This window comes from Bradyrhizobium australiense (genome assembly GCF_013114825.1).
GTDB classification, from domain to species: domain Bacteria; phylum Pseudomonadota; class Alphaproteobacteria; order Rhizobiales; family Xanthobacteraceae; genus Bradyrhizobium; species Bradyrhizobium australiense.
The window spans coordinates 472867-495758 of record NZ_JAAVLX010000001.1; the positions used below are offsets into that span (position 1 = coordinate 472867).

The 22892-nt window shown below is 62.5% G+C and carries 16 protein-coding genes; 10 read left to right on the plus strand and 6 right to left on the minus strand.

From position 1 onward, the window contains the following. Positions 1–235: 235 nt before the first annotated feature. Positions 236–2536: an MHYT domain-containing protein gene (locus HCN58_RS02185; RefSeq protein ID WP_171577720.1), complete on the plus strand. Its 2301-nt coding sequence runs from the start codon at positions 236–238 to the stop codon at positions 2534–2536. Positions 2537–2599: 63 nt separating this feature from the next. Here the strand turns inward: HCN58_RS02185 and HCN58_RS02190 are convergent, their stop codons facing one another. The 3 genes from HCN58_RS02190 to HCN58_RS02200 form a co-directional block, all read right to left on the minus strand. After that, the gene (locus tag HCN58_RS02190) at positions 2600–3835 is read right to left on the minus strand and encodes an Nramp family divalent metal transporter (protein ID WP_171577721.1); all 1236 of its coding nucleotides are present in this window, start codon (positions 3833–3835) and stop codon (positions 2600–2602) included. Positions 3836–4092: 257 nt separating this feature from the next. Continuing rightward, positions 4093–5289, minus strand: a complete 1197-nt coding sequence (locus HCN58_RS02195; protein ID WP_171577722.1) for an acetyl-CoA C-acyltransferase — start codon at positions 5287–5289, stop codon at positions 4093–4095. A gap of 355 nt (positions 5290–5644) precedes the next feature. Beyond that, on the minus strand, positions 5645–6499 hold the full coding sequence (locus HCN58_RS02200) for a response regulator transcription factor (RefSeq protein WP_235983300.1): 855 nt from the start codon (positions 6497–6499) through the stop codon (positions 5645–5647). 339 nt (positions 6500–6838) lie between these two features. Here HCN58_RS02200 and HCN58_RS02205 point away from each other — a divergent pair, with 339 nt between their 5' ends. The 3 genes from HCN58_RS02205 to HCN58_RS02215 all read left to right on the plus strand — a co-directional run bounded on the left by HCN58_RS02205 (position 6839) and on the right by HCN58_RS02215 (position 10348). Continuing rightward, on the plus strand, positions 6839–7003 hold the full coding sequence (locus HCN58_RS02205; RefSeq protein WP_171577356.1) for a hypothetical protein: 165 nt from the start codon (positions 6839–6841) through the stop codon (positions 7001–7003). Between the two features lie 667 nt (positions 7004–7670). After that, positions 7671–9668, plus strand: coding sequence for a VTT domain-containing protein (locus HCN58_RS02210; protein WP_235983301.1), 1998 nt, complete (start codon positions 7671–7673; stop codon positions 9666–9668). Further along, positions 9668–10348: an endonuclease/exonuclease/phosphatase family protein gene (locus HCN58_RS02215; RefSeq protein ID WP_171577723.1), complete on the plus strand. Its 681-nt coding sequence runs from the start codon at positions 9668–9670 to the stop codon at positions 10346–10348. Before HCN58_RS02210 ends, HCN58_RS02215 begins: the two co-directional genes overlap by 1 nt. 13 nt (positions 10349–10361) lie before the next feature. Here HCN58_RS02215 and HCN58_RS02220 read toward each other — a convergent pair whose 3' ends face one another. After that, entirely contained in the window at positions 10362–10553 is a 192-nt protein-coding gene (locus tag HCN58_RS02220) for a hypothetical protein (protein ID WP_171577724.1), read from the minus strand. Positions 10554–10754: 201 nt separating this feature from the next. On the opposite strand from HCN58_RS02220, the gene HCN58_RS02225 reads away from it, so the two are divergent. Together HCN58_RS02225 and HCN58_RS02230 are read left to right on the plus strand one after the other, a co-directional pair. Beyond that, a complete protein-coding gene (locus HCN58_RS02225; RefSeq protein WP_171577725.1) occupies positions 10755–12344 on the plus strand; it encodes an alpha-amylase family glycosyl hydrolase in 1590 nt (529 codons plus the stop codon). Between the two features lie 78 nt (positions 12345–12422). Further along, positions 12423–14042: an alpha-amylase family glycosyl hydrolase gene (locus HCN58_RS02230; protein ID WP_311966759.1), complete on the plus strand. Its 1620-nt coding sequence runs from the start codon at positions 12423–12425 to the stop codon at positions 14040–14042. Between the two features lie 190 nt (positions 14043–14232). Here HCN58_RS02230 and HCN58_RS02235 read toward each other — a convergent pair whose 3' ends face one another. Continuing rightward, positions 14233–15258 (minus strand): YihY/virulence factor BrkB family protein, encoded by a 1026-nt coding sequence (locus tag HCN58_RS02235; RefSeq protein WP_235983302.1) that lies wholly within the window; start codon positions 15256–15258, stop codon positions 14233–14235. Between the two features lie 122 nt (positions 15259–15380). Next, positions 15381–16310 carry a dihydrodipicolinate synthase family protein gene (locus HCN58_RS02240; RefSeq protein ID WP_171577727.1) on the minus strand — a complete coding sequence of 310 codons (930 nt, stop codon included), beginning with the start codon at positions 16308–16310 and terminating at the stop codon, positions 15381–15383. A gap of 108 nt (positions 16311–16418) precedes the next feature. Between HCN58_RS02240 and HCN58_RS02245 the strand changes: the two genes are divergently transcribed. The 4 genes from HCN58_RS02245 to HCN58_RS02260 all read left to right on the plus strand — a co-directional run bounded on the left by HCN58_RS02245 (position 16419) and on the right by HCN58_RS02260 (position 22694). Further along, a complete protein-coding gene (locus HCN58_RS02245; protein WP_171577728.1) occupies positions 16419–17603 on the plus strand; it encodes a CaiB/BaiF CoA transferase family protein in 1185 nt (394 codons plus the stop codon). Between the two features lie 932 nt (positions 17604–18535). Further along, on the plus strand, positions 18536–19297 hold the full coding sequence (locus tag HCN58_RS02250) for an SDR family NAD(P)-dependent oxidoreductase (RefSeq protein WP_171577729.1): 762 nt from the start codon (positions 18536–18538) through the stop codon (positions 19295–19297). A gap of 33 nt (positions 19298–19330) precedes the next feature. Continuing rightward, positions 19331–20167 (plus strand): enoyl-CoA hydratase family protein, encoded by an 837-nt coding sequence (locus tag HCN58_RS02255; protein ID WP_171577730.1) that lies wholly within the window; start codon positions 19331–19333, stop codon positions 20165–20167. A 178-nt stretch (positions 20168–20345) separates the two neighbouring features. Continuing rightward, positions 20346–22694, plus strand: coding sequence for a bifunctional salicylyl-CoA 5-hydroxylase/oxidoreductase (locus tag HCN58_RS02260; RefSeq protein ID WP_171577731.1), 2349 nt, complete (start codon positions 20346–20348; stop codon positions 22692–22694). Positions 22695–22892 lie beyond the last annotated feature (198 nt).

Genomic DNA, 22892 nt, shown 5'->3' on the forward strand with positions numbered 1-22892 from the left:
ACTGCCAAGCTATTGATGTTGCTAGAGTGAAATTCTGCGCTTTTTTCCAAATGCGCCCTGAAATGATTGAATAATCAAGCGGATTTTGATTCCGCCATTCGGAGGTTCGATCCCTCCCGCCCCAGCCAGGCTCTCCGCCGAATTGGCTTCTTCGAGGGATCGCCATTCGGCGCGGGAACAATGCACGGTCGCAAAATCGGTGCTATTGAGATGCTTTCCCTGCGTCGTCAACGGAATGCATCACCATCCAGGCTCACATGATCCCGTTCTTGTCGCGCTGTCAGTCCTGATCGCCGCGCTTTCCTCCTATACGGCGCTGGATCTTGCGACTCGCATGCGGGCTGCTTCCGGCTCCGCCAGCCTGGGCTGGCTCGGGGCTGCGGCCGTCGCCATGGGTGGCGGCATCTGGTCCATGCATTTTGTCGCCATGCTGGCGTTCAGCCTGCCCGGCGTGGAAATCTCCTATGATCCGCTCCTCACGCTCCTCTCGCTTGCCCTTCCTATTTTGGTCGCGGCAGCCGCGTTCGTCGTCGTAAGTCAGCGGTCGAACGCGCTCGTTATTTCCGGCATTGGCATGGGGCTCGCGATCTCCGGCATGCATTACACCGGCATGAGCGCCATGCGGATGGCGGCTTCCATCCACTATGATCCCGTCTGGGTCGTGCTTTCCATCGCCATTGCGATCGGCGCGTCCATCATTGCGCTACGCCTCGCCTTTCACATGACGAGCGTGCTCGAGCGCGTATCGGCGGGGGTCGTCATGGGCGTGGCGATCTCGGGGATGCACTACGCCGCCATGCAGGGCTCCTCCTTCGTTCCCGCGGACGCCGTCCTTGGCCGCGCAGCGCACGGCGCGGTGGGGCAGGCGCCGCTCGCATTCCTGGTCGCCGGCACCACGATTGTCGTCCTCGTCATCGGGCTCGCCGCGGCCGTGTACGACCGCGCCTCGGCAGAACGTGCCGATCGCGAAGCCGAGGCACTCAGGCGAAGCGAGGAGAAATTCCGCCTGCTGGTCGAGGGCGTGGCCGATCACGCCATCTTCATGCTCGATCCCGAGGGACGGGTGGCAAACTGGAATCTCGGCGCGCGCCGGCTGATCGGCTATGGCGACGAGATCGTCGGGACGCACTACGCCATCCTTCACACCGAAGAGGACCGCGACTCCGGAGTTCCCGATGCCGTGCTTCTGGACGCAAAGCGGGAAGGCAAATCGGCAGGCGAGGGCTGGCGCGTTCGCAAGGATGGCAGCCGCTTCTGGGCCGAGGCGACCATACGCGTGGTGCGAAACGAGCATGGCGAGGCCGTCGGCTTCGCCAAGATCGTGCGCGATGTGACGGAACGCCGCCGGTCCCAGGAGGCGCTGGAGCGCACGCGCGACGCACTCGTGATATCGCAGAAGATGGAGACTGTCGGACAGCTTACCGGCGGCGTCGCCCACGACTTCAACAACATACTTGCCGTGATCCTGGGCAGTCTCGAACTGGCGAAGAAGCGCCTCCAGCCGGAAGATCCCAGGATTCACCGGCTGCTCGACAACGCGATCCAGGGGGCGCTGCGCGGTGCCTCGCTGACCCAGCGCATGCTGGCGTTCGCGCGCAAGCAGGACCTCAAGCCCGTCATCGTGGATGTCCCGGAACTGGTGCGTGGGATGGCGGCTCTCCTGAAGTTTGATCCAGCCATCCGGGTCGAGACCCGTTTTCCGATCGAGCTCGCGAAGGTGAAGGTCGATGCCAACCAGCTCGAGCTCGCGATCCTCAACCTCGCCGTCAATGCGCGCGATGCAATGACGGCGAGCGGCGGGACAATCAGCATCGCCGCACGCGAAGAGCATGCCATCGATGGCCTTGCCGAGGGACGATATGTCGCGCTCTCGGTAAGCGACGCCGGGGGCGGCATGGACGAGGAGACGCTCAAGCATGCCCAGGAGCCGTTCTTTACGACCAAGGGGGTCGGTAAGGGAACCGGTCTCGGCCTTTCGATGGTGAAAGGACTGGCCGAACAGTCCGGAGGCGTCTTGCTGCTGAAGAGCCGCATCGGCGAGGGGACCACGGCCGAGATCTGGCTGCCTGCCGCTCCGGACGAAGAGGTGGAGGTGGCCCATGCGGCGGAGCCGTCGCGCTCCGCGCCGCGCAGCAGCCGACCCCTTTCCGTGCTGGTCGTCGATGATGACCTTCTCGTCCTCGACAGCGTCGCTGCGATGCTCGATGATCTCGGCCACGCCGTGATCGAGGCGCGCTCCGGCGAGGAGGCTGTCCAGCTTCTGCGCCGAATGCCGAAGATCGACATCGTCGTGACCGATTACGCCATGCCGGGGATGAACGGACTACAACTTGCCGAGGCCGTGGCCACCGAGCGTCCCGGCACGCCCGTGGTGCTCTGCACAGGATATGCCGAGCTTCTGGGCTCCGCGCAGCCTCATCTGCCACGCATTACCAAGCCGTTCGACCAGGCGGCGCTCGTGGCTGCCATTGAGGAGGTGATGCGCGCACAGGCAGCTTCGCGCTCGGTGTTGACCTTGCACCCGAAGAGAGCCTGACGTTTGATCGGTCTCATCGCGCCTCGATGCATTGCTCTAAGCGGTTGCCGGGCACGAGCTCGTTCACAAGAACCAGGAAACCACCAGACCTGCACTTGCCGAAAAAATCACCGCCACTGTCGCCCAACCCAGCAGATTCGTCCAGGTGCTGTTGGTTTTGTCGCCCATGATCGCATGGCTGCTTGTCATCAGCATGATGAACAGCAGCAATGGCGGTGTCGAAAAGCCTTGCACGATGCCGGAATAAACCAGTGCCTTCATTGGATTGAAGCCGAGGAAATTCATGACGACCGCGATCACCGTAAAGGATGCGATCAGCGCATAGAATTTCCCCGCCTCTTTCGGCTTGGCGTGAAGGCTGCTCTTCCACCCCAGCACCTGGCAGAGATCATAAGCGGCGCCGGTCGTCATGATGGGCACCGCAAGAAAGCCGACAGCTATGATTCCGACGGTGAAAAGCAGCCCCGCGGCATCTCCTGCCAAAGGGCGTAATGCTTCGGCCGCCTGGGCGGCCGTCTCGATATTTTTTTCTCCCGCTTTGTGAAGTGTTGCTCCGGTCGAGAGAATGATGAAGTACATGATCAGGTTGGAGAACAGCATTCCGACCACGATATCGATGCGGGATTGGCGCAGCTCGTCGGATGTTGCGCCCTCCCGCTGCTCCAGCTTGGTGCGCCCTTGTTCGATTTCTTCTTCGACCTCGACATTCGATTGCCAAGTGTAGAGGTAGGCGGAAAGCGTGGTGCCGACAATCGCAACCAGAATGGACAGGAACTCGCGTGAAAATTCGATCGTGGGAACGAACGTGCCGCGTAGCACTTCCGCGAGATCGGGCTTGGCGAGGACGGCCGACCCGACATATGCAAACAACGCGAGAGCCAGCCACCGAAAAATATTGCGAATAAGCTGGTAGGAGCCCCAAATCTGGACGGCGAGAATGGTCGCGGCTACTCCAATGACGATCCACGGGATGGGCAGCGGTATCAACAGGTTCAGCGCGGCGGCCATGCCGCCGAGGTCTGCGGCCGCCTCGATGGTGTTACCGATCAGCACGGCGATCAAGGCGGGCCACAGGATCCAGCCGGGGTAGTGCTCCTTGATGACGTGGAAGAGACCGCGTCCCGTCACCTGCCCAAGTTTGGCGGACAGATACACGACAGCGAACATCATCGGGAAGGTGACGGGTGCGGTCCAAAGCAGCGCGGGGCCGAATTGAGCGCCCGCGCTGGCGTAAGTGCCGATGGCTGAGCAATCGTCGTCGGCGGCCCCCGTGACTACGCCGAGGCCGATCGCGCGCATGAAGCCGCGACGCTTGCCATCTTTCCGAGGTTGGTGACGCGCCTTCGCCGCGGTCTCAGACACAGGACAACACCCTTCGCAGCCACCCAAATGTTCAATCGTGGTTGCGATGGTTGGTTCCTAAGTGCCGTCGCCACGCCTCTCCCTGGAGCAGGGTCGACTAGCCGCAGCAATTCCGGAGCTCGTGCCGTTTGCAGTTTCAAATGCCGCCGCAAACGGCAGCGAGGATTTCGACGATAACATCAATGCTCACCGGATCAGCGTACGATGCGCTCGACGGCGATCGCGGTCGCTTCTCCGCCGCCGATGCACAATGCCGCGACACCGCGTTTCAGGTTCCGCGCTTCCATCGCATGCAGCAGCGTCACGATCAACCGCGCGCCGGTGGCGCCGATCGGGTGGCCGAGCGCGCAAGCGCCGCCATTGACGTTGAGCTTTTCGGCGGCAATGCCGAGATCCTTCTGCGCCGCCATCGCCACCACCGCGAACGCTTCGTTGATCTCGAACAGGTCGACGTCGGAGACAGTCCATCCGACCTTGTCGAGCAGCTTGCGGATCGCCGGAATCGGCGCGGTGGTGAACCACTGTGGCTCCTGGCTGTGGGTGGCGTGGCCCTTGATCTCTGCGAGCACCGGCAGCCCGTCGCGATCGGCGAGCGAGCGTTTTGCGAGAATCAGCGCGGCGGCGCCGTCGGCATTGGCGGAGGAAGCGGCCGGCGTGATCGTGCCGCTACTGCGGAACGCGGGCTTCAATCCGGGAATCTTGGCAGGGTCCACCTTGAGCGGATGCTCGTCATTGGCGACGACACGAGGACCCGCCTTCTCGGACAATGTGATCGGCGCGATCTCGGCCCTGAACGCGCCGCCCTCGACCGCCTTGCGCGCGCGGGTCAAGGTCTCCATCGCGTAGGCGTCCTGGTCCTTGCGGGTGAACTGATAGGCCTCCGCGGTGGCCTCGCCAAAGTCCCCCATCGAGCGGCCGGTCTCGTAGGCATCTTCCAGCCCATCCATCATCATGTGATCGATGATCCGGTCATGGCCTGCGCGGTAGCCGCCGCGCGCCTTGGCGAGCAAATAGGGCGCGTTCGACATGCTCTCCATGCCGCCGGATAGCACGATCGAAGCTGAACCGGCATTGATGATGTCGTGCGCCAGCATGGTCGCCTTCATGCCGGAGCCGCACACCTTATTGACCGTGGTGGCGCCGGTGGCGTCGGGCAGTCCGGCGCCGCGCGCAGCCTGGCGCGCCGGCGCCTGGCCCTGTCCAGCCGGCAGCACGTTGCCCATGAACACCTCCTCGATCCGCTCCGGCGCGAGTTTCGCGCGTTCCAGCGCCGCGCCGATCACGTGAGCCCCGAGCCTGTGCGCGCTGAAGGGGGACAATTCGCCCATGAACCGGCCAAGCGGCGTGCGGGCGGCGGAAAGGATGACGACGGGATCGGGACTTGTGGCCATTGTGGGTTCTCCTGTTCGATCGCTATTATATGATGGTAATCATATATGACAGGATTGCAATGAGATACAGCCGGCTTCGGCAACGAGGGCCCGCCGCCGGACAGACCGGCGGATGGCGAAGGCCCACCAGGCCCAACCCATCCTTCGGAGTTGCTTGCTTCCGCTATCCCGGCAGGAGCGACGAGAACGGAACGGGGAGCGCGAAAGCCTCCGCAGTACCATGTTCTTTAGTGGCCCCTACATCGGAAGGATTTGCACCCATGATCCCACATCCGCTCCAGGCGCTCCTTGTGGAGCCCGATTGCCGATCCAGGATGGTGCAATGGCGGCCGGCCCGCAGTGCCAAACCTCATCGCTAGTGAGATATGGACGACCTGACCGTCATGGGTGGATCTGGAGTAATCAGTTCGATGGGGCGGTCCAAGGAGACGCGCGCCGCGGCGATTGCGACCTGGGTCCGGTTACTCACGCCCAGCTTACGCATGATTTCGCGGACATGGACTTTCACTGTCGTTTCGGTCATGCCGAGCTTGCGACCGATCACCTTGTTGGGGTCGCCTTGGCAGAGACAAGCGAGAACGGCATGCTGCCGCTCCGTAAACTCGGGGGCATGGCGCGCGCCGTTGAAGCCATGGTCGCGCTGCCCGTTGGCCGCCCTGTCGTCGAAAAGGGAGCCTTGCTGGTCGTAAAGGGAGTCCTCCGGCCCGAGAGGGGGCGCCTGCGTCTGTTGTTCAAATCCCGGAAACGCTTGCTCCTGGGTTACGTGCGCCGGCGGGCTGAAGGTCTGGCTGGCCAGGATGGCAGTCGGCGGAAAGTAAGTGCCGCCATGGAGGACGAACGAAAGGGCGTGCAACGCAAGCTCGGGCGCCATGGAATTGCTGAAGTAGCCCCGGGCCCCGCAACGGATCGCGGCGAGAACGGTGGCGGGATGTTCATCGTCGGAGATAATAGCGAGTGCCGCGTCCCGCCGAAGGGTATGTAGCACCTGTATCTCGGTGAATACCTCGTGGGGGGCGGGCGTGCCGACGCTGTAGATCAGCATGTCGCATTCGGTGCGTTCGACAAGCCTCGCATGCGCTTCGCCAGGATTGAGCGAAATCAGCTCGACGTTTTCGTTCTTCGCCCACGGACCTAGGAAGCTCTCGGCTCGAGCTCGTCTGAAGGCCTTCGCGTCTATGAGGAAAACAGTCTTCTTGAATGGGACCGACATAACGCGCCCCTTACATTACGTCTTGTGACTATCGATAGGTTCATTCGGGCCCTTCCGGGTCGCTATGAAACAGATCACTAATATCTTAATTGTGGCACAAGAGTTTACTCTTGTTGAAAGGGAATGCCAATATTGAATGCCAATAGTCGCAGCTGTGACAAGAAGTCGTCGAAAACGAGGGAACTACAGCAAGATAGCAGCGAGAAAGCGACATTTCGTTCCTGCAGCAATTGCAGAAAAGCAGCTTCCCATACGCTAGTATATCTTTCGAAATACACGTCGTTGGCGACGAGGCCGTTACGATCGAATGAATCGACCTGCATCTGCGGACACATTGCCATGTTGGTCAGCAAGCTGCCTCCAAAACCGGACTTCGACCTGCTCGCTGCCGCGGCTCCCGCCTCCGCGGATCGCCGCACATTCGTTCTCGCCCTGATGGGGGACCTGGTCTGCAGCTGGTCGAACAACGAAAGCCTTTTCATCGATGGGTCGGGCGTTGGCTGACCGTCGCGAAGACCTCCGGGACACCACCATTCGTCAACCGTATGGTGCGCCGGTGGATTTCCCGCCATTCATTCGAGAACGAACGCATTTCATCACCGGCACATCGATGAAGGCGGCTGGCCCGAGAACACGATGTCATAAGGGGCTGCCAGAATCGGATGCCGTTGGCCGAACGAAAACGCGTCAGGATGAGCGCGCTCGGCGCGGCGCGATGCCCAAATCTCGCCCGCCGGGAAGGGGTCATCATCGGCTCCGGCCACTAGCGCAGCACTGTCCGCGTCATGTTCGACGGTTTCAAGTCGCCGACATCGCTGCACAGCACCTACATTGAACCCGTGGTCGAGGAAGAAGAATCTCCCACCCGGGCCGGAGCGCGATGCCGGGGTTCTCACTGACGGAGGCAATCCGCGCGAACGCGCGAGGCGGTGATCGGCCGAAGGCGGAGGAACGGCGGCAAGTTCCGCCCGGCTGGAACCGTCCTGCCTTCAAGGCGTTGATTTGTCGTCGGGCGAACATTGGTTCGTGATCCCGCATAGCGTCTCATGTTTTGCCGAGGTGCCGCCTGCTGCAAACCTCATCCATCCTCATTCCTGGCAAAACCGTCTGGAGAAGGTGCAAGGCAGGGCGGCTGACAATCCTCAACGATGCGGCCGCATATTTCGCCGCTTTGCGGGAAGCGCTGCTGCTCGCAACGCGGCAGGTGTACATCATCGGCTGGGACATCCACAGCCAGACCCGGTTCGTCGGACCTTCCGGGTATGCCGACGATGGCTATCCGCAAGAGCTTGGTGCGTTTCTCAAGGCGCTGCTGAAGGCGAAGCCCGAGCTGCGGATCAACATCCTGATCTGGAATTTCCCGGCCCTCTACGCCGCGGAGCGGGAGTGGAATTCAGTCGCCAAGTTCACCGCGCATGCGTCGGACCGGCTTCGTTTTTGTTTCGACTCCAGCCTTCCTTTGGGCTCAGCACAGCATCAGAAGATCGTCGTCATTGACGGTGCGCTTGGCTTCGTCGGCGGTCTCGACCTCACGATCCGGCGCTGGGACACCAGCGCGCACGAACTCCGTCATCCGCTTCGTGTCGATCCCGACGGCAAACCCTATCCGCCGTTTCACGACGTGCAGTGCATGGTGGATGGCGAGGCTGCGGCCAGCCTGACGGAAGTGGCGGAGAACAGGTGGCGCGCCGCCGGCTGCACGATCGAAAAATCCATAGCGGTCACCGGCGAGCGCTGGCCGGCCTCGGTCCCGGTGCAATGCCGGGGCATGACGGCAGGCATTGCTCGAACCGAGATAGCAAGCGCAAGCGGACGCGGCGTGAACGAAGTCGCGCGGCTGTTCGAAGCGTCCATCAACGCGGCCGACCGCTTCATCTACGTCGAGAACCAGTTCACCAGCGCCACCGAGATCGCGCGCCTCCTGGTGCAGCGGATGCTGGACGTGCCGCAGCTTCGCGTTCTGATCGTCACGCCGAAGATGCATTCGTCCTGGCTCGAATCGCAGGCCATGCAGAGCGGGCGCGGTGGATTCATTGCCCGATTCGTGGCGGGAGCCGTCATGGATCGGGTCCGCTTTCTCTATCCATCGACGCGGGATGCCGAGCAGGCGGCCGCGATCATGGTGCACAGCAAGGTGATGATCGTCGACGATCACATCCTGCGCGTGGGATCGGCCAACCTCAATAATCGCTCGATGGGGGCGGACACCGAATGCGATCTGGCCTTCGAGGCCACGTCCGACGCGCATTGTGAATATATCGCCGGGCTTCGCCGCAGTCTGATCGGCCATTTCTGCGGCGTCGATAAACGGGAAATCGAAAGTAACGAAGCCGACCTGTTCGGATTTCTCGATCGCCTGGCGCAGCACGAGGCTGCGAAATCGTTGCAGCCGATCGACTCGGCCGCGTCAGTCGGCGGCATGGCGATCGTGGTGCAACCCGTTGCCGATCCCAGTGAACCGCTTCACCTCGACCGCGCCGCCAATCGCATGTGGACGGCAAAAACCATTTTGGCCGTATCTGGTCTCGCCGCGGCGCTCGCCGGCCTCGCGCTGGCCTGGCAATTCACATCGTTGCGCGATTTCACTGATGTCGGGTTCGTCTCCTCGATCATCTCGCAACCGGCGCGGTCGCAATTCGCGCCGCTATTCGCGATTGCCGCCTTTGTCCTCGGCGGGCTCGTGGTGTTTCCGGTGCTGGTCTTGATCGCCGCGACGTCGGCGGCGCTGGGGCCGTGGATAGGTTTCTTAAGTGCCGGAGCCGGCGTGCTGCTCAGTGCGCTCACGCTGTTTTCGATCGGCCGCGTGCTGGGTCAGGCGCGGTTGCAGCGGCTGCTGGGGCGCCGGGCCGCCCGGGTTCAGAGCCGCATCATCGGCAAGGGCGTTGTGGCGGTTGCCATGATCCGGATGGTGCCGATCGCGCCGTTTTCGATCGTGAATGTGGTGGCGGGTGCCAGCAAGTTGAGCCTGCGCGATTTCATGCTCGGCACGGTGCTTGGCATGGCGCCGGGAATCGCTGTTATGGCCGCGCTTGGCGCGCAGATCGCGGATCTGGCGCGAAACGCCTCTTGGAGCAATGCGCTGCTGCTGTCACTGGCGATCCTCGCCTGGATCGCGGTGTGCCTCGGCGTGCAGTTCCTGGTGACCTGGCTGGCGGGGCGAAGAACGTGATGGCTACGCTTCGCATCATGACGTGGAACGTTCACGGCATCTTCCACCTCAATCCGAAATTCAATCTGGATGGCGTCTGTTCGGTCATCCGGCACTGGTCGCCAGACGTGGTCGCGCTGCAGGAAGTCGATTCGCGCGGACGCACCGATGATCCCTTTGCCCGGCTGGCGGAAGCGGTCGGAGACCACAGCATAGATGCCCGTTCGATCGTCACGCAGGACGGCGATTACGGACAGGTGCTGCTAAGCAAGTGGCCTTTCCTCGAGCCGCCGAAAGTGGTCGACGTCTCGTATCAGGAACGGGAGCCACGCCGAGCTATTTCGGCGCGCATCCGGTCGAATGTGGGCGAGACGACGGTCGTTGCCACTCATCTCGGTTTGAGCATCCATGAAAGACACGCGCAGGCCCATGCCTTGGTTGATCTGGTGCAGCCGAAGCGGACGTTCGTGCTCGGCGATTTTAATGACTGGTTCTGGGTCCGATCGGTGCGGGGCGTACTCGCCCAGACCTGTCCGGTTCGGACGCGGTTGCGGACATTCCCGTCGCGTTTTCCGCTGCTACGGCTGGATCGGATCTATGTCACGCGCGATGGGATGATCCGCTCGGCCTGGACCGACCGCAAGGCCCGGACATGCTCGGACCATCTGCCCGTCATCGCCGATGTCGCGTTCGCGGATTAGGGGGTGCTCGCCGTCACGCCGGTTTCGCCGGGTGTTGAGTCCTGGGATGACGCTCATGCAGCAGGCAGGCGAGGCCATGGCGCAGGTCCTCGCGGTCGCGCATCGCGGTCTCGAACAGCGCTTCCTGGATGTCGCGCGGCATATCGCCCCAAACGGCCATCGCCGCCTCGCCCAGCAGCAAGGCAAAGATCTGTTGTTCCGTCATATCAGTCCTCCCTGATTTTTACGTTTGACCGAAACGAAGGTTCCAGCGTTGGCATCGGTCACGCGGCTCGGAACCGCAGCTACCCCGATGAATTGTTGTCGCGAAGACGCCGGCGGCTGGCGGTCATGAAGATTTCGCCGTCCTTCGGCACCATCATTCGCGGCCCGGCTACGTGGTCCTCGCATCGGAACGATTGACAGCATGAATGGATCGAGGCCGTGGTGGGAATCCGCCGTCATCTATCAGATCTATCCGAGGTCCTTTCAGGACACCAATGACGATGGGATCGGCGACCTCAACGGCATCACCCGGAGGCTGCGCTATCTGGTCGAACTCGGCGTCGATGCGATCTGGATTTCGCCGATCTTCCGTTCGCCGATGAAAGACTTCGGCTACGACATCTCCGACTACGTCGATGTCGACCCGATCTTCGGCACTATGGCTGATTTCGAACGGCTGATTGCCGAGGCGCATGCGCACGGGATCAAGGTGATCCTCGACTTTGTCCCGAACCATTCTTCCGACCAGCATGCGTGGTTTGTCGAGAGCCGTGCCTCGCGCACCAGCCCGAAACGCGATTGGTACATCTGGCGCGATCCGGCCCCCGGCGGAGGTCCGCCCAACAACTGGCTGTCCGAATTCGGCGGCAGCGCCTGGGAATTCGATGCGGCGACCGGCCAGTATTACTATCATGCATTCCTGAATTCCCAGCCCGATCTGAACTGGCGAAATCCGGAAGTCGTGGCAGCGATGCATGACGTGCTTCGCTTCTGGGCGCGAAAGGGCGTCGACGGCTTCCGCGTCGACGTCATCTGGCATTTGATCAAGGACAGGCAGTTTCGCGACAATCCGCCCAACCAAAACTACCACGCGGGCAGGCCGCCGAATGAAGCGCTGGTCCCGCTCTACACCACCGATCTGCCGGAGGTCCACGACGTCATCGCGACGTTGCGCCGGACGATCGACGAGTTTCCCGATCGACTGTTGATCGGAGAGATATACCTGCCGGTCGAGCGCCTGGTTGCCTACTACGGCAGGAATCTCGGCGGGGTGCACCTGCCGTTCAATTTCGCATTGCTTAGTGCGCGTTGGGACGCAAAGCATCTCCAGGCGCTGATCACGGAGTATGAAGGCGCTCTGCCGAAAGGCGGGTGGCCGAACTGGGTGCTCGGCAACCACGACAGGCCGCGTGTTGCCGGCAGAGTGGGGCAACGGCAGGCCGCCGTCGCTGCCATGCTCCTGCTGACGTTGCGGGGAACGCCTACAATTTATTATGGCGATGAACTGGAAATGCCTCAGGTCGATATTCCCCGGCATCGCGTGCGCGATCCCTTCGAGCGCAACGTGCCGGGGATCGGCATCGGCCGGGACGGCTGCCGGACGCCGATGCAATGGGACGGGACCCAGAATGCCGGCTTCAGCAGTGTCGATCCGTGGCTGCCGCTCTCGGACAATTGGCGATCGAACAACGTCGCGAACCTGCGCGAGGATGCCGTTTCGATCTGGAATCTCTACCGCCGCCTGTTGCGCGTTCGCAAGGAAACGCCCGCGCTGTCGCTTGGCTCGTATCGGTCGTACGCTCTCGATGGGGATTTGTTAGTCTATTACCGGGAGCTCGATAATTCCAAGCTGCTCATCGCCCTGAACCTGACAGACCAGCCGCAGGTTCTCACCTTCGAGCCAGGCGCCAGCGGAAAAGTTCTGGTGTCGACTGGCGCAGACCGGGACGGCGAAGCGACAACCGACAGCCTTGCGCTGCGTGGAGACGAGGGTCTCGTCATCGAGCTCTGATGTCTTCGGAACGGGGAACTGATAGGAACAACCATTTAAGCCTCGCGTTTAGCGCTTGAACGGAGCTTTGCTGCACGCGTGCGTAGGAAGGAAATCTCGAGCAAGCCTGCAAGCCCGCGCGACGCCGCGTGGTGGCGCAATGCGGTGATCTACGAGATTGCGGCGATCTCTTTTCAGGACAGCAATGGCGACGGTCAGGGCGATCTTCCCGGCCTGCTGCAACGGGTCGATTATCTGCAATGGCTGGGAGTCGGCGCCGTCTGGCTTGGGCCCATCTGCAAGAGCCCGATGCAGGATTTCGGCTACGACATCGCCGATTTCTCTGCGGTCGATCCCCGCTTCGGCACGATGGAAGATTTCGAACGTGTGGTACGTGCGTTGCACGAAGCCGGCATCAAACTCATTCTCGATTTCGTCCCTAACCATACCTCCGATCAGCATGCCTGGTTTCAGGAAAGCCGCACCTCTCGAGATAATCCGAAGGCCGACTGGTACATATGGGCGGAAGCTGGAGCGAACGGCGGCCCGCCGAACAACTGGCTGAGCCGCTTTGGCGGCAGCGGCTGGGAATGGTGCGAGGCGCGCCGGCAGTTCTACTACCACTCGTTTCTGACCAGCCAGCCCGATCTGAACTGGCGAAACGAACAGGTCCGCCAGGCCATGGCCGACACCATGCGCTTTTGGCTCGACCGCGGCGTCGATGGGTTTCGCGTCGACGCCAGCGCCGTGCTGATCAAGGACGAGCTTCTGCGCGACAATCCAGCCGATCCCGAGGCCGACGGCAACACGCCCCCGCCGCAGAAATATACGCCTGTCTTCACCGATGACCGTCCCGAAACCATGCGCTGCATCGAGTATATCAGGAACGTTCTGGACGAGTATGACGAGAGGCTGCTCTGCGGCGAGGTGCAGGGCAAGACCGATCGCATCGGCCATTTCTACGGCAACAGCAAGCCGCGGCTCCATCTACCGCTCAACTTCGCGCTTTTGGACACGGAATGGAATGCCGTCGCGCTGCAGGCGACGATCGATGCCTATTTCAATGCGATCCCGGATGGCGCCTGGCCCGACTTCGTGATCGGCGGCCACGACAAGCATCGGGTGGCGAGCAAGCTCGGCCAGGCTCAGTCCAGAATTCTGGCGATGCTGCTGATGACGATCCGTGGCACACCGTTTCTGTTTGCCGGCGATGAGATCGGATCGGAGCAGGTGAAGATTCCGCCCGAGAAAATTCAGGACCCGTTCGAGAAGCTGGTGAAGGGATTTGATCTCAATCGCGATCCCGAGCGTGCGCCATTGCGCTGGGACGATACCGCGCGCGGCGGGTTTACCACCGGCGAGCCATGGTTGCCGCTCAGCGAAGATCGTTCGCGCAACATCGAGGCGCAACGGCGCGACGCGCGATCATTGCTGAATCTCTACCGAGAGCTCATCGCCCTGCGGCGCAGGGAGCGATGCCTGTCGCACGGTGAATATCGCCCTCGGCGGGCGCACAACGACATCTTCTGGTTCGCGCGAACCCTCGACGAAACCGAAATCCTGGTCGCTCTCAATCTCTGCAGGGAGCCGAGATTGTTGGAATGGCAGGGCAGCGGCAGCAGGCTGATGTCGACTTACCTCGACCGCGAGGCGGGCAAGGTCGAGGGCCCGACGCATCTGAGGCCGAATGAAGGTGTGATTGTCAAAGTGAGCCGGTGAATCATCTGGTGATCGTGATGCCCGAACCGAGTTGCACCGCCTCGCGCGCAATAGCCAGCCGCAATTCCGCAATCAAAAATGGAGAACGCCCAGCGCGAAAAGCAGGCCGATGGTCACGGCGGCCGAAAGTAGCAGCGAGCCAAGACAGCCCAGCCTGCTCGAGAAAAACAGGAACATTCCGCCTCTGCGCCTATGACTTTGCTTCTCCGATCGTGTCGGCCATCTTCGCCCCGCGCTGCCCCATCGGCCTGTTTCCGCCCTCCGTGCTATCGGCTGCGGTCTGATGTTCGATCTCCGAATTGAGTTCGGCGCCAAACAACACGACGATCGTCGACATCCACATCCACATCATCAAGCCGATCGCGGCGCCGAGTGAGCCGTAAGTCGCGTCGTAATTTGCATAATTGGCGAGATAGAACGATAGCAAGGCCGACCCCGCGAGCCACGTCAGCGTTGCAACCACGCTGCCGACGCTCAGCCAGCGCCATTGCGCCGAACGGCGGCTTGGTCCGAACCGATAGAGCACCGCAAGGCCAAAAAGCATCGTCAGGACCAGGAGTGGCCACCGTCCGATCCGGAACAGGGCATCGGTAACGGACCCGAGCCCGATGGTGGACAGAACGATCGGAAGCGCGACGACCGAGCCGATGGCGAGCAGCACCGCGACCAGCCCGCCAAAGGTGAAGGCGAGGGAAACCGCGTTGAGCTTGAAAAATCCGCGCTTCTCGTCCTCGTCATAAACCACATTGAGCGCATCGATGATGGCCTTGATGCCGCCATTGGCGCTCCACACGGCAAGCAGGAATGAGAACAGAAACGCCAGCCCGAGCTTGACGTCGCCCTTGGCAAGCACGCGGCCGACCTGATCCCTGACGATGCCGAGCGCGCCTTCCGGCAGGATGCCCGCAAGCATCGTCATGTGGTCGTTGATCGTACTTGCATTGGCGAACAGTGCGTAGGCTGAGACGAGGGCGGTGATCGCCGGAAAAAGGGCAAGCAGGCCATAGAAGACGACGCCTGCGGCGACCGCGAGCAGCCGGTCTTCGCTGACCTGCTGGTAAGTCCGGATCAGGATGTCCTTCCATCCCCTCCAGGGAATTTGCCACGGGGACACCGCGCGGCGGCCGCGGCCCTGATCGCCTGGGGCTGCTGACCCGTCCGGCTCGCCCCGGGCCGGATCAAGCTTCGTTTCGTGCAGGTAACTTACATCGCTCATGGCGACCGTCCCGCGCCTCTCCGCCTTAATGCGCAGAGAGCGGCGACGTTCCTCCATCAAGCCGCGGTGAGCAGGCGGTTATGCCGTGCCGGAGAGCGGTGCTGATTGATGGCGGCTATCTATTACCGTCCCCAGCGCAACACCACGGGATCGAGCTGGCGGGCGATCTCGATCAGACCGGCGCGAGCCGCCGGGTGAATCCGTTGCAGGGGGTGACGAACCGCGTCCGAACCGATCACGCCGCCTTCCTTCATCAGGATCTTGGCAGCCTGCAACCCGCACTGGCGGTTCTCGTAATTAATCAGCGGCAGCCAGCGCGCATAGGCCGCCATCGCTTCCTCGCGTCGCCCCGCGAGATAGGGATCGACGATTTGCCGGATGCCGTCAGGGTAGCCGCCCCCCGTCATGGCGCCGGTCGCCCCGGCGTCGAGATCGGCCATCAGTGTGATGGCTTCCTCGCCGTCCCACGGTCCTTCGATGCTGTCGCCGCCGGTCGCGATGAGGTCGCGCAGCTTGGCCGCCGCCATCGGCACCTCGATCTTGAAATAGCTGATGTTCGAAATCTCCCGCGCCATGCGCGCCAGCAGGTCGACCGAAAGCGGCGTCCCGGCAACCGGCGCATCCTGGATCATGATGGGGATGTCGATGGCGTCGGACACGGTGCGGTAGAAGTCGAAAATAGCCTTTTCCGGCACGCGGAAAGTGGCGCCGTGATAGGGCGGCATCACCATCACCATCGCAGCCCCCGCGTCCTGCGCTTGGCGGCTGCGCTCGGCGCAGATGCGCGAGCCGAAATGCGTCGTCGTGACGATCACGGGCACGCGGCCGGCGACGTGCTCCAGCACAGCATGCATCACCTGTTCGCGCTCGGCATCGGTCAGCACGAACTGCTCGGAGAAATTGGCTAGGATGCACAGCCCGTTCGAGCCGGCATCGATCATGAAGTCGATACAGCGGCGTTGGCCCGCGAGGTCGAGCTCGCCCCACTCGTCGAAGATGGTCGGGGCGACGGGGAAAACACCGCGGTAGGGTCGTTGTGCAGTCGAGGTCATTTCTGGATGTTCCGTTCAAAGAGGATCAGCGATTGTATGGTCATCCAATTCATTCATCAACATGATAGAAGTTCGGCATAATCGAGCAGCGAGACAAAGGAAAAATCGATGGGGGGAGTTCTGGAGGGCGTTCGCGTCCTCGATTTCGGGCGTTATATCGCGGGGCCTTACTGTGCGACATTGCTGGCGGAGTTCGGTGCGGAAGTCATCCGCGTGGAAAAGCGCGACGGCAGCGAGGACCGTTTTGTCGCACCCGTCGGTGAGGGCGGCGAGGGCGCGCTGTTCCTGCAGGTCAACCGCAACAAGAAATGCATCACGCTCGATCCGATGAAGCCGCAAGGCCAGGAGGTGATGCGCCGGCTGCTTGCGACATCAGACGTCGTGGTCGCCAATCTGCCGCCGCAGACGCTGCGCGCGATGAGGCTCGACTACGACTCGCTGAAGGCGATCAAGCCGGACATCATCCTGACGACGGCGACCGCCTTCGGTGGGCCAGGGCCGTGGTCCGATCGCGTCGGCTTCGACGGCGTTGGGCAGGTGATGTCGGGCGCGGTGTACATGACGGGCAAGGGCGATCCGCCGTATCGCGCCGCCGTGAATTGGGTTGATTTCGGCACGGCGCTGCATTGCGCCTTCGGTACGCTCGTCGCGCTGATCGAGCGCGGCAAATCCGGGCGAGGGCAGATTGTCGAGGGCGCGCTGCTCGCGACCGCACTCTCCTTCACCAACGCGACCCTGATCGAGCAGGCGGTGATATCAGCCAACCGCGTGCCCACTGGCAATCTTGGCCAGACCGCGGCGCCCGCCGACATCTACCGTACCAGCGACGGCTGGGTGCTGTGCCAGGTCACCGGCCACCCGCTGTTCATCCGCTGGGCCAGATTGATGGGCGAGGAGCACTGGCTCAGCGATCCCCGCTTCGCCGACGACATCAAGCGCGGCGACCACGGACTGATCATCAGCGAACGGATGGCACGCTGGTGCGCCGAGCGCACCACGCAGGAAGCTGTCGATACGCTCGGCCAAGCGATGATCCCAGCCGGTCCGGTCTTGAGCCCGCAACAGGCACTGGAGCATCCGCACATCCGCACCACCGGGTTCATGCAGGATGTCGACTATCCCGGTTTGCCGAACCCCGCGCCCACGGCGCGCGCCGCGGTGCGGCTGTCGGAAACTCCAGGCGAAATCGTTTCGCGCCCGCCGACCCTCGGCGAGCACACCGATCGCGTGCTGGCCGATATCGGCTACGACGCGGCCGCGATTGCAGCGCTGCGGAGAGACGAGATTATCTGATGTAGACGTGTAGGGTGGGCAGGAGCGCTAGCGACGTGCCCACCATTTTTACGTCGAGCGCGCTTCTTGATGGTGGGCACGCTACCGCTTTGCCTACCCTACGGACTGGCGCTTCCTCCGCATGAGGTCTGCCATCTGTGATGTCGTATGTGACTGCCCGACGGGCAAATCACCAAAAGTATGTCCAGCCCTTCCAGCAAAAATATTCCGCTTAACTTCGAAAGCAAATCATCTGCATAACTCCGGCTGTCTCACCCGATTGAGGGGCGGCTCGCGATCGTCACGAACGTGCGGTGAGATGCGATGGACGCAGAGGGCGCGCTAGACGTACGCGCCGGACGCGTACGGCGAAGTCGTGTGGTCCTGGCGCCGCGGTGCTGGCGCTAAGTTTCACGGGTTATCTCGTGGAGCGACGGTGGCAAAAGAGCCGTTCACCGGCGAGAGCTCGAAGTAAGCCGTAAAGCCATTGCGCAGGGAAGGCCGGGATGCTCCCGCTGTACCTGTATGCTCGTGTGCGTGCTCTTAGTGCGCAAGTGCACACGAGACCGCGGGTGCAGCAAGCACCCGGTCTTCCCTGCGCCCTCTGAATGAGAGGGCGGGAATTCTGAAGCAAACCTCGGGCAGATCGTGCCGCGAGATCGCGAAACTATACCCACCGCCATTGCGAGGAGCGAAGCGACGAAGCCATCCATTCCGCGGCATGTGGCGCTATGGATTGGTTCGCTTCGATCGCAATGACGTGGAGAGAGCGGTGGCTACATCCTTCGAGACGGCGCATTCGCGCACCCTAAAGATGAAGTTCTGAGACCCTCAGGGAGGAGCGCGGCAGCGCGTCTCGAACTATGAGGCCCAAACCGAAGCCACGGCCCCTTCCTTGCAAAAGCTTGAGGTTTAAAATATATGCTTGAACCCTCATCCTGGAGGCATAACCGATGTCCCAATTGTCGCGTTCCTCCCATGCGCTCGTCACCGGCGGCGGGCGGGGCATTGGCCTTGCGATATCGGCGGCGCTGTCGAAGGCAGGCGCAACAGTGACGGTGCTCGGCCGCAATCGCGCGACATTGGATGAAGCCGTTGCATCGGGCGCGGCGCAGTTTGCGGCCGTAGCGGATGTCGCCGACCAGGCATCGGTCAAATCGGCGATTGCCGAAGCCGCCGCGCGGCAGCCGATCGATATCCTCATCGCCAATGCGGGCGCGGCGGAGTCAGCGCCATTCGGCCGCTCCGATGCGGCGTTGTTCCAGCGGATGATGGACGTCAATTTCATGGGTGTGGTTCATGCCGCGCAGGCGGTATTGCCGGGAATGGTGGAGCGCCGCCGCGGCCGGATCGTCGCCGTCGCGTCGACCGCTGGCCTGAAAGGCTACGCCTATGTCTCGGCCTATAGCGCCGCCAAGCATGCGGTGATCGGCCTCGTCCGTTCGCTGGCGCTGGAAACCGCAAAGAGCGGCATCACCGTGAACGCGGTGTGTCCCGGCTTCACCGAGACCGATCTGCTCGAAGGCTCGATCGACAACATCATCAAAAAAACCGGCCGCAGCCGCGATCAGGCGATTGCGGAGTTGTCGAAGCACAATCCGCAAGGACGCCTTGTGGCGCCGTCGGAAGTGGCCGATGCCGTGCTCTGGCTCTGCGGCGAAGGTGCCGGCGCCGTCACGGGACAGGCCATCGCGGTTGCCGGCGGCGAGGTCTGACCGACCAACAATATTGCAATACAGGGAGATCTCATGAGCAAGCCTGCCAATCCCGTCACGCTGCCGCTGGCCGACTATTCGCCGAAGAATTTTCTGCTGGCGGTCGTCGATCGCGTCGCCACGGTGACGCTCAATCGTCCCGAGCGCAAGAATCCGCTGACGTTCGAAAGCTATCGCGAACTCACCGACTTCTTCCGCGCCTGCGCGATGGACGATGAGGTCAAGACCATCGTCGTGACCGGCGCGGGCGGCAATTTTTCGTCCGGCGGTGACGTATTCGAGATCATCGGTCCCTTGATTCAAATGGACACCAAGGGGCTCACCGCGTTCACCCGCATGACCGGTGACCTGGTGAAAGCGATGCGGGCCTGCCCGCAGCCGATCGTGGCCGCCGTCGAAGGCATCTGCGCCGGCGCCGGCGCGATCATCGCCATGGCGTCGGATTTGCGCCTCGCGGCGACAGGCGCCAAGGTCGCCTTCCTGTTCAACAAGGTCGGGCTCGCCGGCTGCGACATGGGCGCCTGCGCAATCCTGCCGCGCATCATCGGGCAATCACGGGCGTCGGAACTGCTCTACACCGGCCGCTTCATGACAGCGGAGGAGGGCGAGAAATGGGGCTTCTTCAGCCGCATCGTCACGGCGGAACAGGTGCTGCCGCAGGCGCAATTATTGGCCAAGCAGATTGCGGAGGGGCCGACTTTCGCCAACACCATGACCAAACGCATGCTGGCGATGGAATGGGCGATGTCGGTGGAGGAAGCGATCGAGGCCGAAGCGGTGGCGCAAGCGCTCTGCATGACCACGGAAGATTTCGCGAGGGCGTTCGAGGCGTTCTCGAACAAGCGTACCCCGGCGTTCCAGGGGAATTGACGGACGTTAACCGTAGCCCGGGTGCAGCGAAGCGAAACCCGGGACCACTGCCTCACCTGGCGAGAACCCCGGATTGCGCTTCGCTTCATCCGGGCTACGAACGGGCCCCTTGCCCGAATATTATTTTATGCTTAAAGTAATTTCCGGACTAGCCAGACAGCCTGTTCGGAGGCGGCAGATGAAGATCGCGATTATCGGCGGCGGACCGGCCGGTCTCTATGCCGCGATCCTCTTGAGGAAACAGCGGCCGCAGGCCGAGATCACCGTCTATGAGCGCAACCGCGCCGACGACACCTTCGGCTTCGGCGTCGTCTTCTCCGACGCCACGCTGGATAATTTCGAAAAGTACGATCCGCCGAGCTATCGCCGCATCACCGAGGAATTCGCCTATTGGGACGACATCGCCGTGCATTTCCGCGGCACCGTCCACCGCGTCGGCGGCAACGGCTTTTGCGGCTGCTCGCGCCGCACGCTGCTGTTGATCCTGCAGGAGCGCGCGCGCGAACTCGGCGTGACGCTTTTGTTCGAAATCGACATCGATGACGAGGCCCGCCTCGCCGACGCCGATCTCATCGTGCTGGCCGACGGCATCAACAGCCGCTTCCGCGACAAGCACATCGAGCATTTCCAGCCGCAGATCGATCTCCGCTCCAACAAGTTCGCGTGGATGGGCTCGACCCGGCCACTCGACGCCTTCACCTTCATCTTCCAGGAGACCGAGTGGGGCCCGTTCATCGCGCACGCTTATCAGTATGAAGCCGGGCGCTCGACCTGGATTTTCGAGACCGATGCCGAAACCTTCCAGCGCGCTGGGCTTGAAGGCTTGAACGAACAGCAATCCGCCGATCGCATGGCGGAAATCTTCGGCTGGTACCTCGAGGGCCATCCGCTGCTGATCAACCGCTCGATGTGGCGCAATTTCCCGATGATCCGCAGCCAGCGCTGGGTCAAGGACAACATGGTGCTGCTGGGCGACGCCAAGGCGACCGCGCACTTCTCGATCGGCTCCGGCACCAAGCTCGCGATGGAAGACGCGATTGCGTTAGCCGATGCGATGGCGCAGGCGCCGACCGTCAACGCCGCGTTGCAGAGCTACGAGCAGGGGCGGCGCGAGGAGGTCGAGAAGACCCAGCACGCGGCCGACGTGTCGCTGGTCTGGTTCGAGCATGTCGACCGCTTCTGGGATTTCGATCCCGTGCAGTTCGCGTTCGGCGTCATGACCCGCGCCAAGGCGATCACCTACGATAATTTGACGCTGCGCGCGCCGGAATTCGTCCGTGAAGTCGACAAGGCATTTGCAAAGCAGGTGCGTGCGAAGGGCTTTGACGTTGATCTCGACAAGCCCGTGGCACCGATGTTCCAGCCATTGAAACTGCGCGAGATGAAAGTGGCGAATCGCGCGGTGGTCTCGCCGATGTGCATGTATTCGGCGAAAGAGGGTGTGCCCGGCGATTTTCATCTCGTGCATTACGGCTCGCGCGCGATCGGGGGTGCGGGTTTGATCTTCACGGAGATGACCTGCGTCGGCCGCGAGGCCCGCATCACGCCCGGCTGCACCGGTCTGTGGAACGACGAGCAGCAGGCGGCCTGGACGCGCATCGTCGAGTTTGTCCACGCCAATTCGTCGGCAAAGATTTGCTTGCAGCTTGGCCACGCCGGCCGCAAGGGCGCGACCAAATTGATGTGGGAGGGCATGGACCGGCCGCTGGAAGAGGGCGGCTGGGACGTGATCTCGGCCTCCCCATTGCCCTACTTCCCCGACAGCCAGGTGCCGCGCGAAATGGATCGCGCCGCCATGGACCGCGTCAAGGCCGAGTTCGTGGCGGCGACATTGCGCGGCGTGGCCTGCGGCTTCGATATGCTGGAGCTGCACTGCGCCCATGGCTATCTGCTGGCGAGCTTCGTTTCGCCGCTGACCAACACGCGCACTGACGAATATGGCGGCACGCTCGCCAACCGGCTGCGCTATCCACTCGAAGTGTTCGAGGCAATGCGCGCAGCGTGGCCGGCGCACAAGCCGATGTCGGTGCGCATCTCCGCCACCGACTGGGCCGCGGGCGGCATCACCGGCGACGATGCGGTCGCGGTCGCGCGTGCGTTCGGCGAGGCCGGCGTCGATCTGGTCGATGTCTCCACGGGCCAGACCGTGCGCGACGCCCAGCCGGTCTACGGCCGTATGTTCCAGACGCCGTTTTCCGATCAGGTCCGGAATGAAGCCCGCGTCGCCACCATGTGCGTCGGGAACATCACGACCGCGGATCAGGTGAACACGATTTTGGCCGCCGGCCGCGCCGACCTCGTCGCGTTGGGCCGGCCGCATCTGGTCGATCCGTCCTTCACGATGCGGGCGGCCGCCTGGTATGGCGCCGATATTGCCTGCCCGCCGCAATATTTACCGGGCAAGGAACAGATCTTCCGCAACAGCGTGCGCGACCGGCAGGATTTCGAGGACCTCAAAGTTAAGGCTAAACCGAAAACCCGCGCCGAGCTGAAAGCCGAGGCGACAAAGCCGCTTGCAGCCGAATAGCGTGAATGGCAGGCTCCGGCTCAGTCCCTCCCTCTCCCTGCTCTTCGCGGGGTCGAGACGAGCGAAGCTCGCTGTTAGAGGGGCGGGGTGAGGGGCTGTGACCGTGAGCAGTGAACGCGGTGAGTCGGATACCCCCTCACCCGGATCGCAACAGCGATCCGACCTCTCCCCGCAATCGGGGCGAGGTAAAGAATAGAG

What these genes read in the sequence shown, in the direction of transcription:
- HCN58_RS02185 (WP_171577720.1), top strand. Translation starts at nt 236, where the DNA reads ATGCATCACCATCCAGGCTCACATGATCCCGTTCTTGTCGCGCTGTCA.
- HCN58_RS02190 (WP_171577721.1), bottom strand. Translation starts at nt 3,835, where the DNA reads ATGCGCGCGATCGGCCTCGGCGTAGTCACGGGGGCCGCCGACGACGAT.
- HCN58_RS02195 (WP_171577722.1), bottom strand. Translation starts at nt 5,289, where the DNA reads ATGGCCACAAGTCCCGATCCCGTCGTCATCCTTTCCGCCGCCCGCACG.
- HCN58_RS02200 (WP_235983300.1), bottom strand. Translation starts at nt 6,499, where the DNA reads ATGTCGGTCCCATTCAAGAAGACTGTTTTCCTCATAGACGCGAAGGCC.
- HCN58_RS02205 (WP_171577356.1), top strand. Translation starts at nt 6,839, where the DNA reads ATGTTGGTCAGCAAGCTGCCTCCAAAACCGGACTTCGACCTGCTCGCT.
- HCN58_RS02215 (WP_171577723.1), top strand. Translation starts at nt 9,668, where the DNA reads ATGGCTACGCTTCGCATCATGACGTGGAACGTTCACGGCATCTTCCAC.
- HCN58_RS02220 (WP_171577724.1), bottom strand. Translation starts at nt 10,553, where the DNA reads ATGACGGAACAACAGATCTTTGCCTTGCTGCTGGGCGAGGCGGCGATG.
- HCN58_RS02225 (WP_171577725.1), top strand. Translation starts at nt 10,755, where the DNA reads ATGAATGGATCGAGGCCGTGGTGGGAATCCGCCGTCATCTATCAGATC.
- HCN58_RS02235 (WP_235983302.1), bottom strand. Translation starts at nt 15,258, where the DNA reads ATGAGCGATGTAAGTTACCTGCACGAAACGAAGCTTGATCCGGCCCGG.
- HCN58_RS02240 (WP_171577727.1), bottom strand. Translation starts at nt 16,310, where the DNA reads ATGACCTCGACTGCACAACGACCCTACCGCGGTGTTTTCCCCGTCGCC.
- HCN58_RS02245 (WP_171577728.1), top strand. Translation starts at nt 16,419, where the DNA reads ATGGGGGGAGTTCTGGAGGGCGTTCGCGTCCTCGATTTCGGGCGTTAT.
- HCN58_RS02250 (WP_171577729.1), top strand. Translation starts at nt 18,536, where the DNA reads ATGTCCCAATTGTCGCGTTCCTCCCATGCGCTCGTCACCGGCGGCGGG.
- HCN58_RS02255 (WP_171577730.1), top strand. Translation starts at nt 19,331, where the DNA reads ATGAGCAAGCCTGCCAATCCCGTCACGCTGCCGCTGGCCGACTATTCG.
- HCN58_RS02260 (WP_171577731.1), top strand. Translation starts at nt 20,346, where the DNA reads ATGAAGATCGCGATTATCGGCGGCGGACCGGCCGGTCTCTATGCCGCG.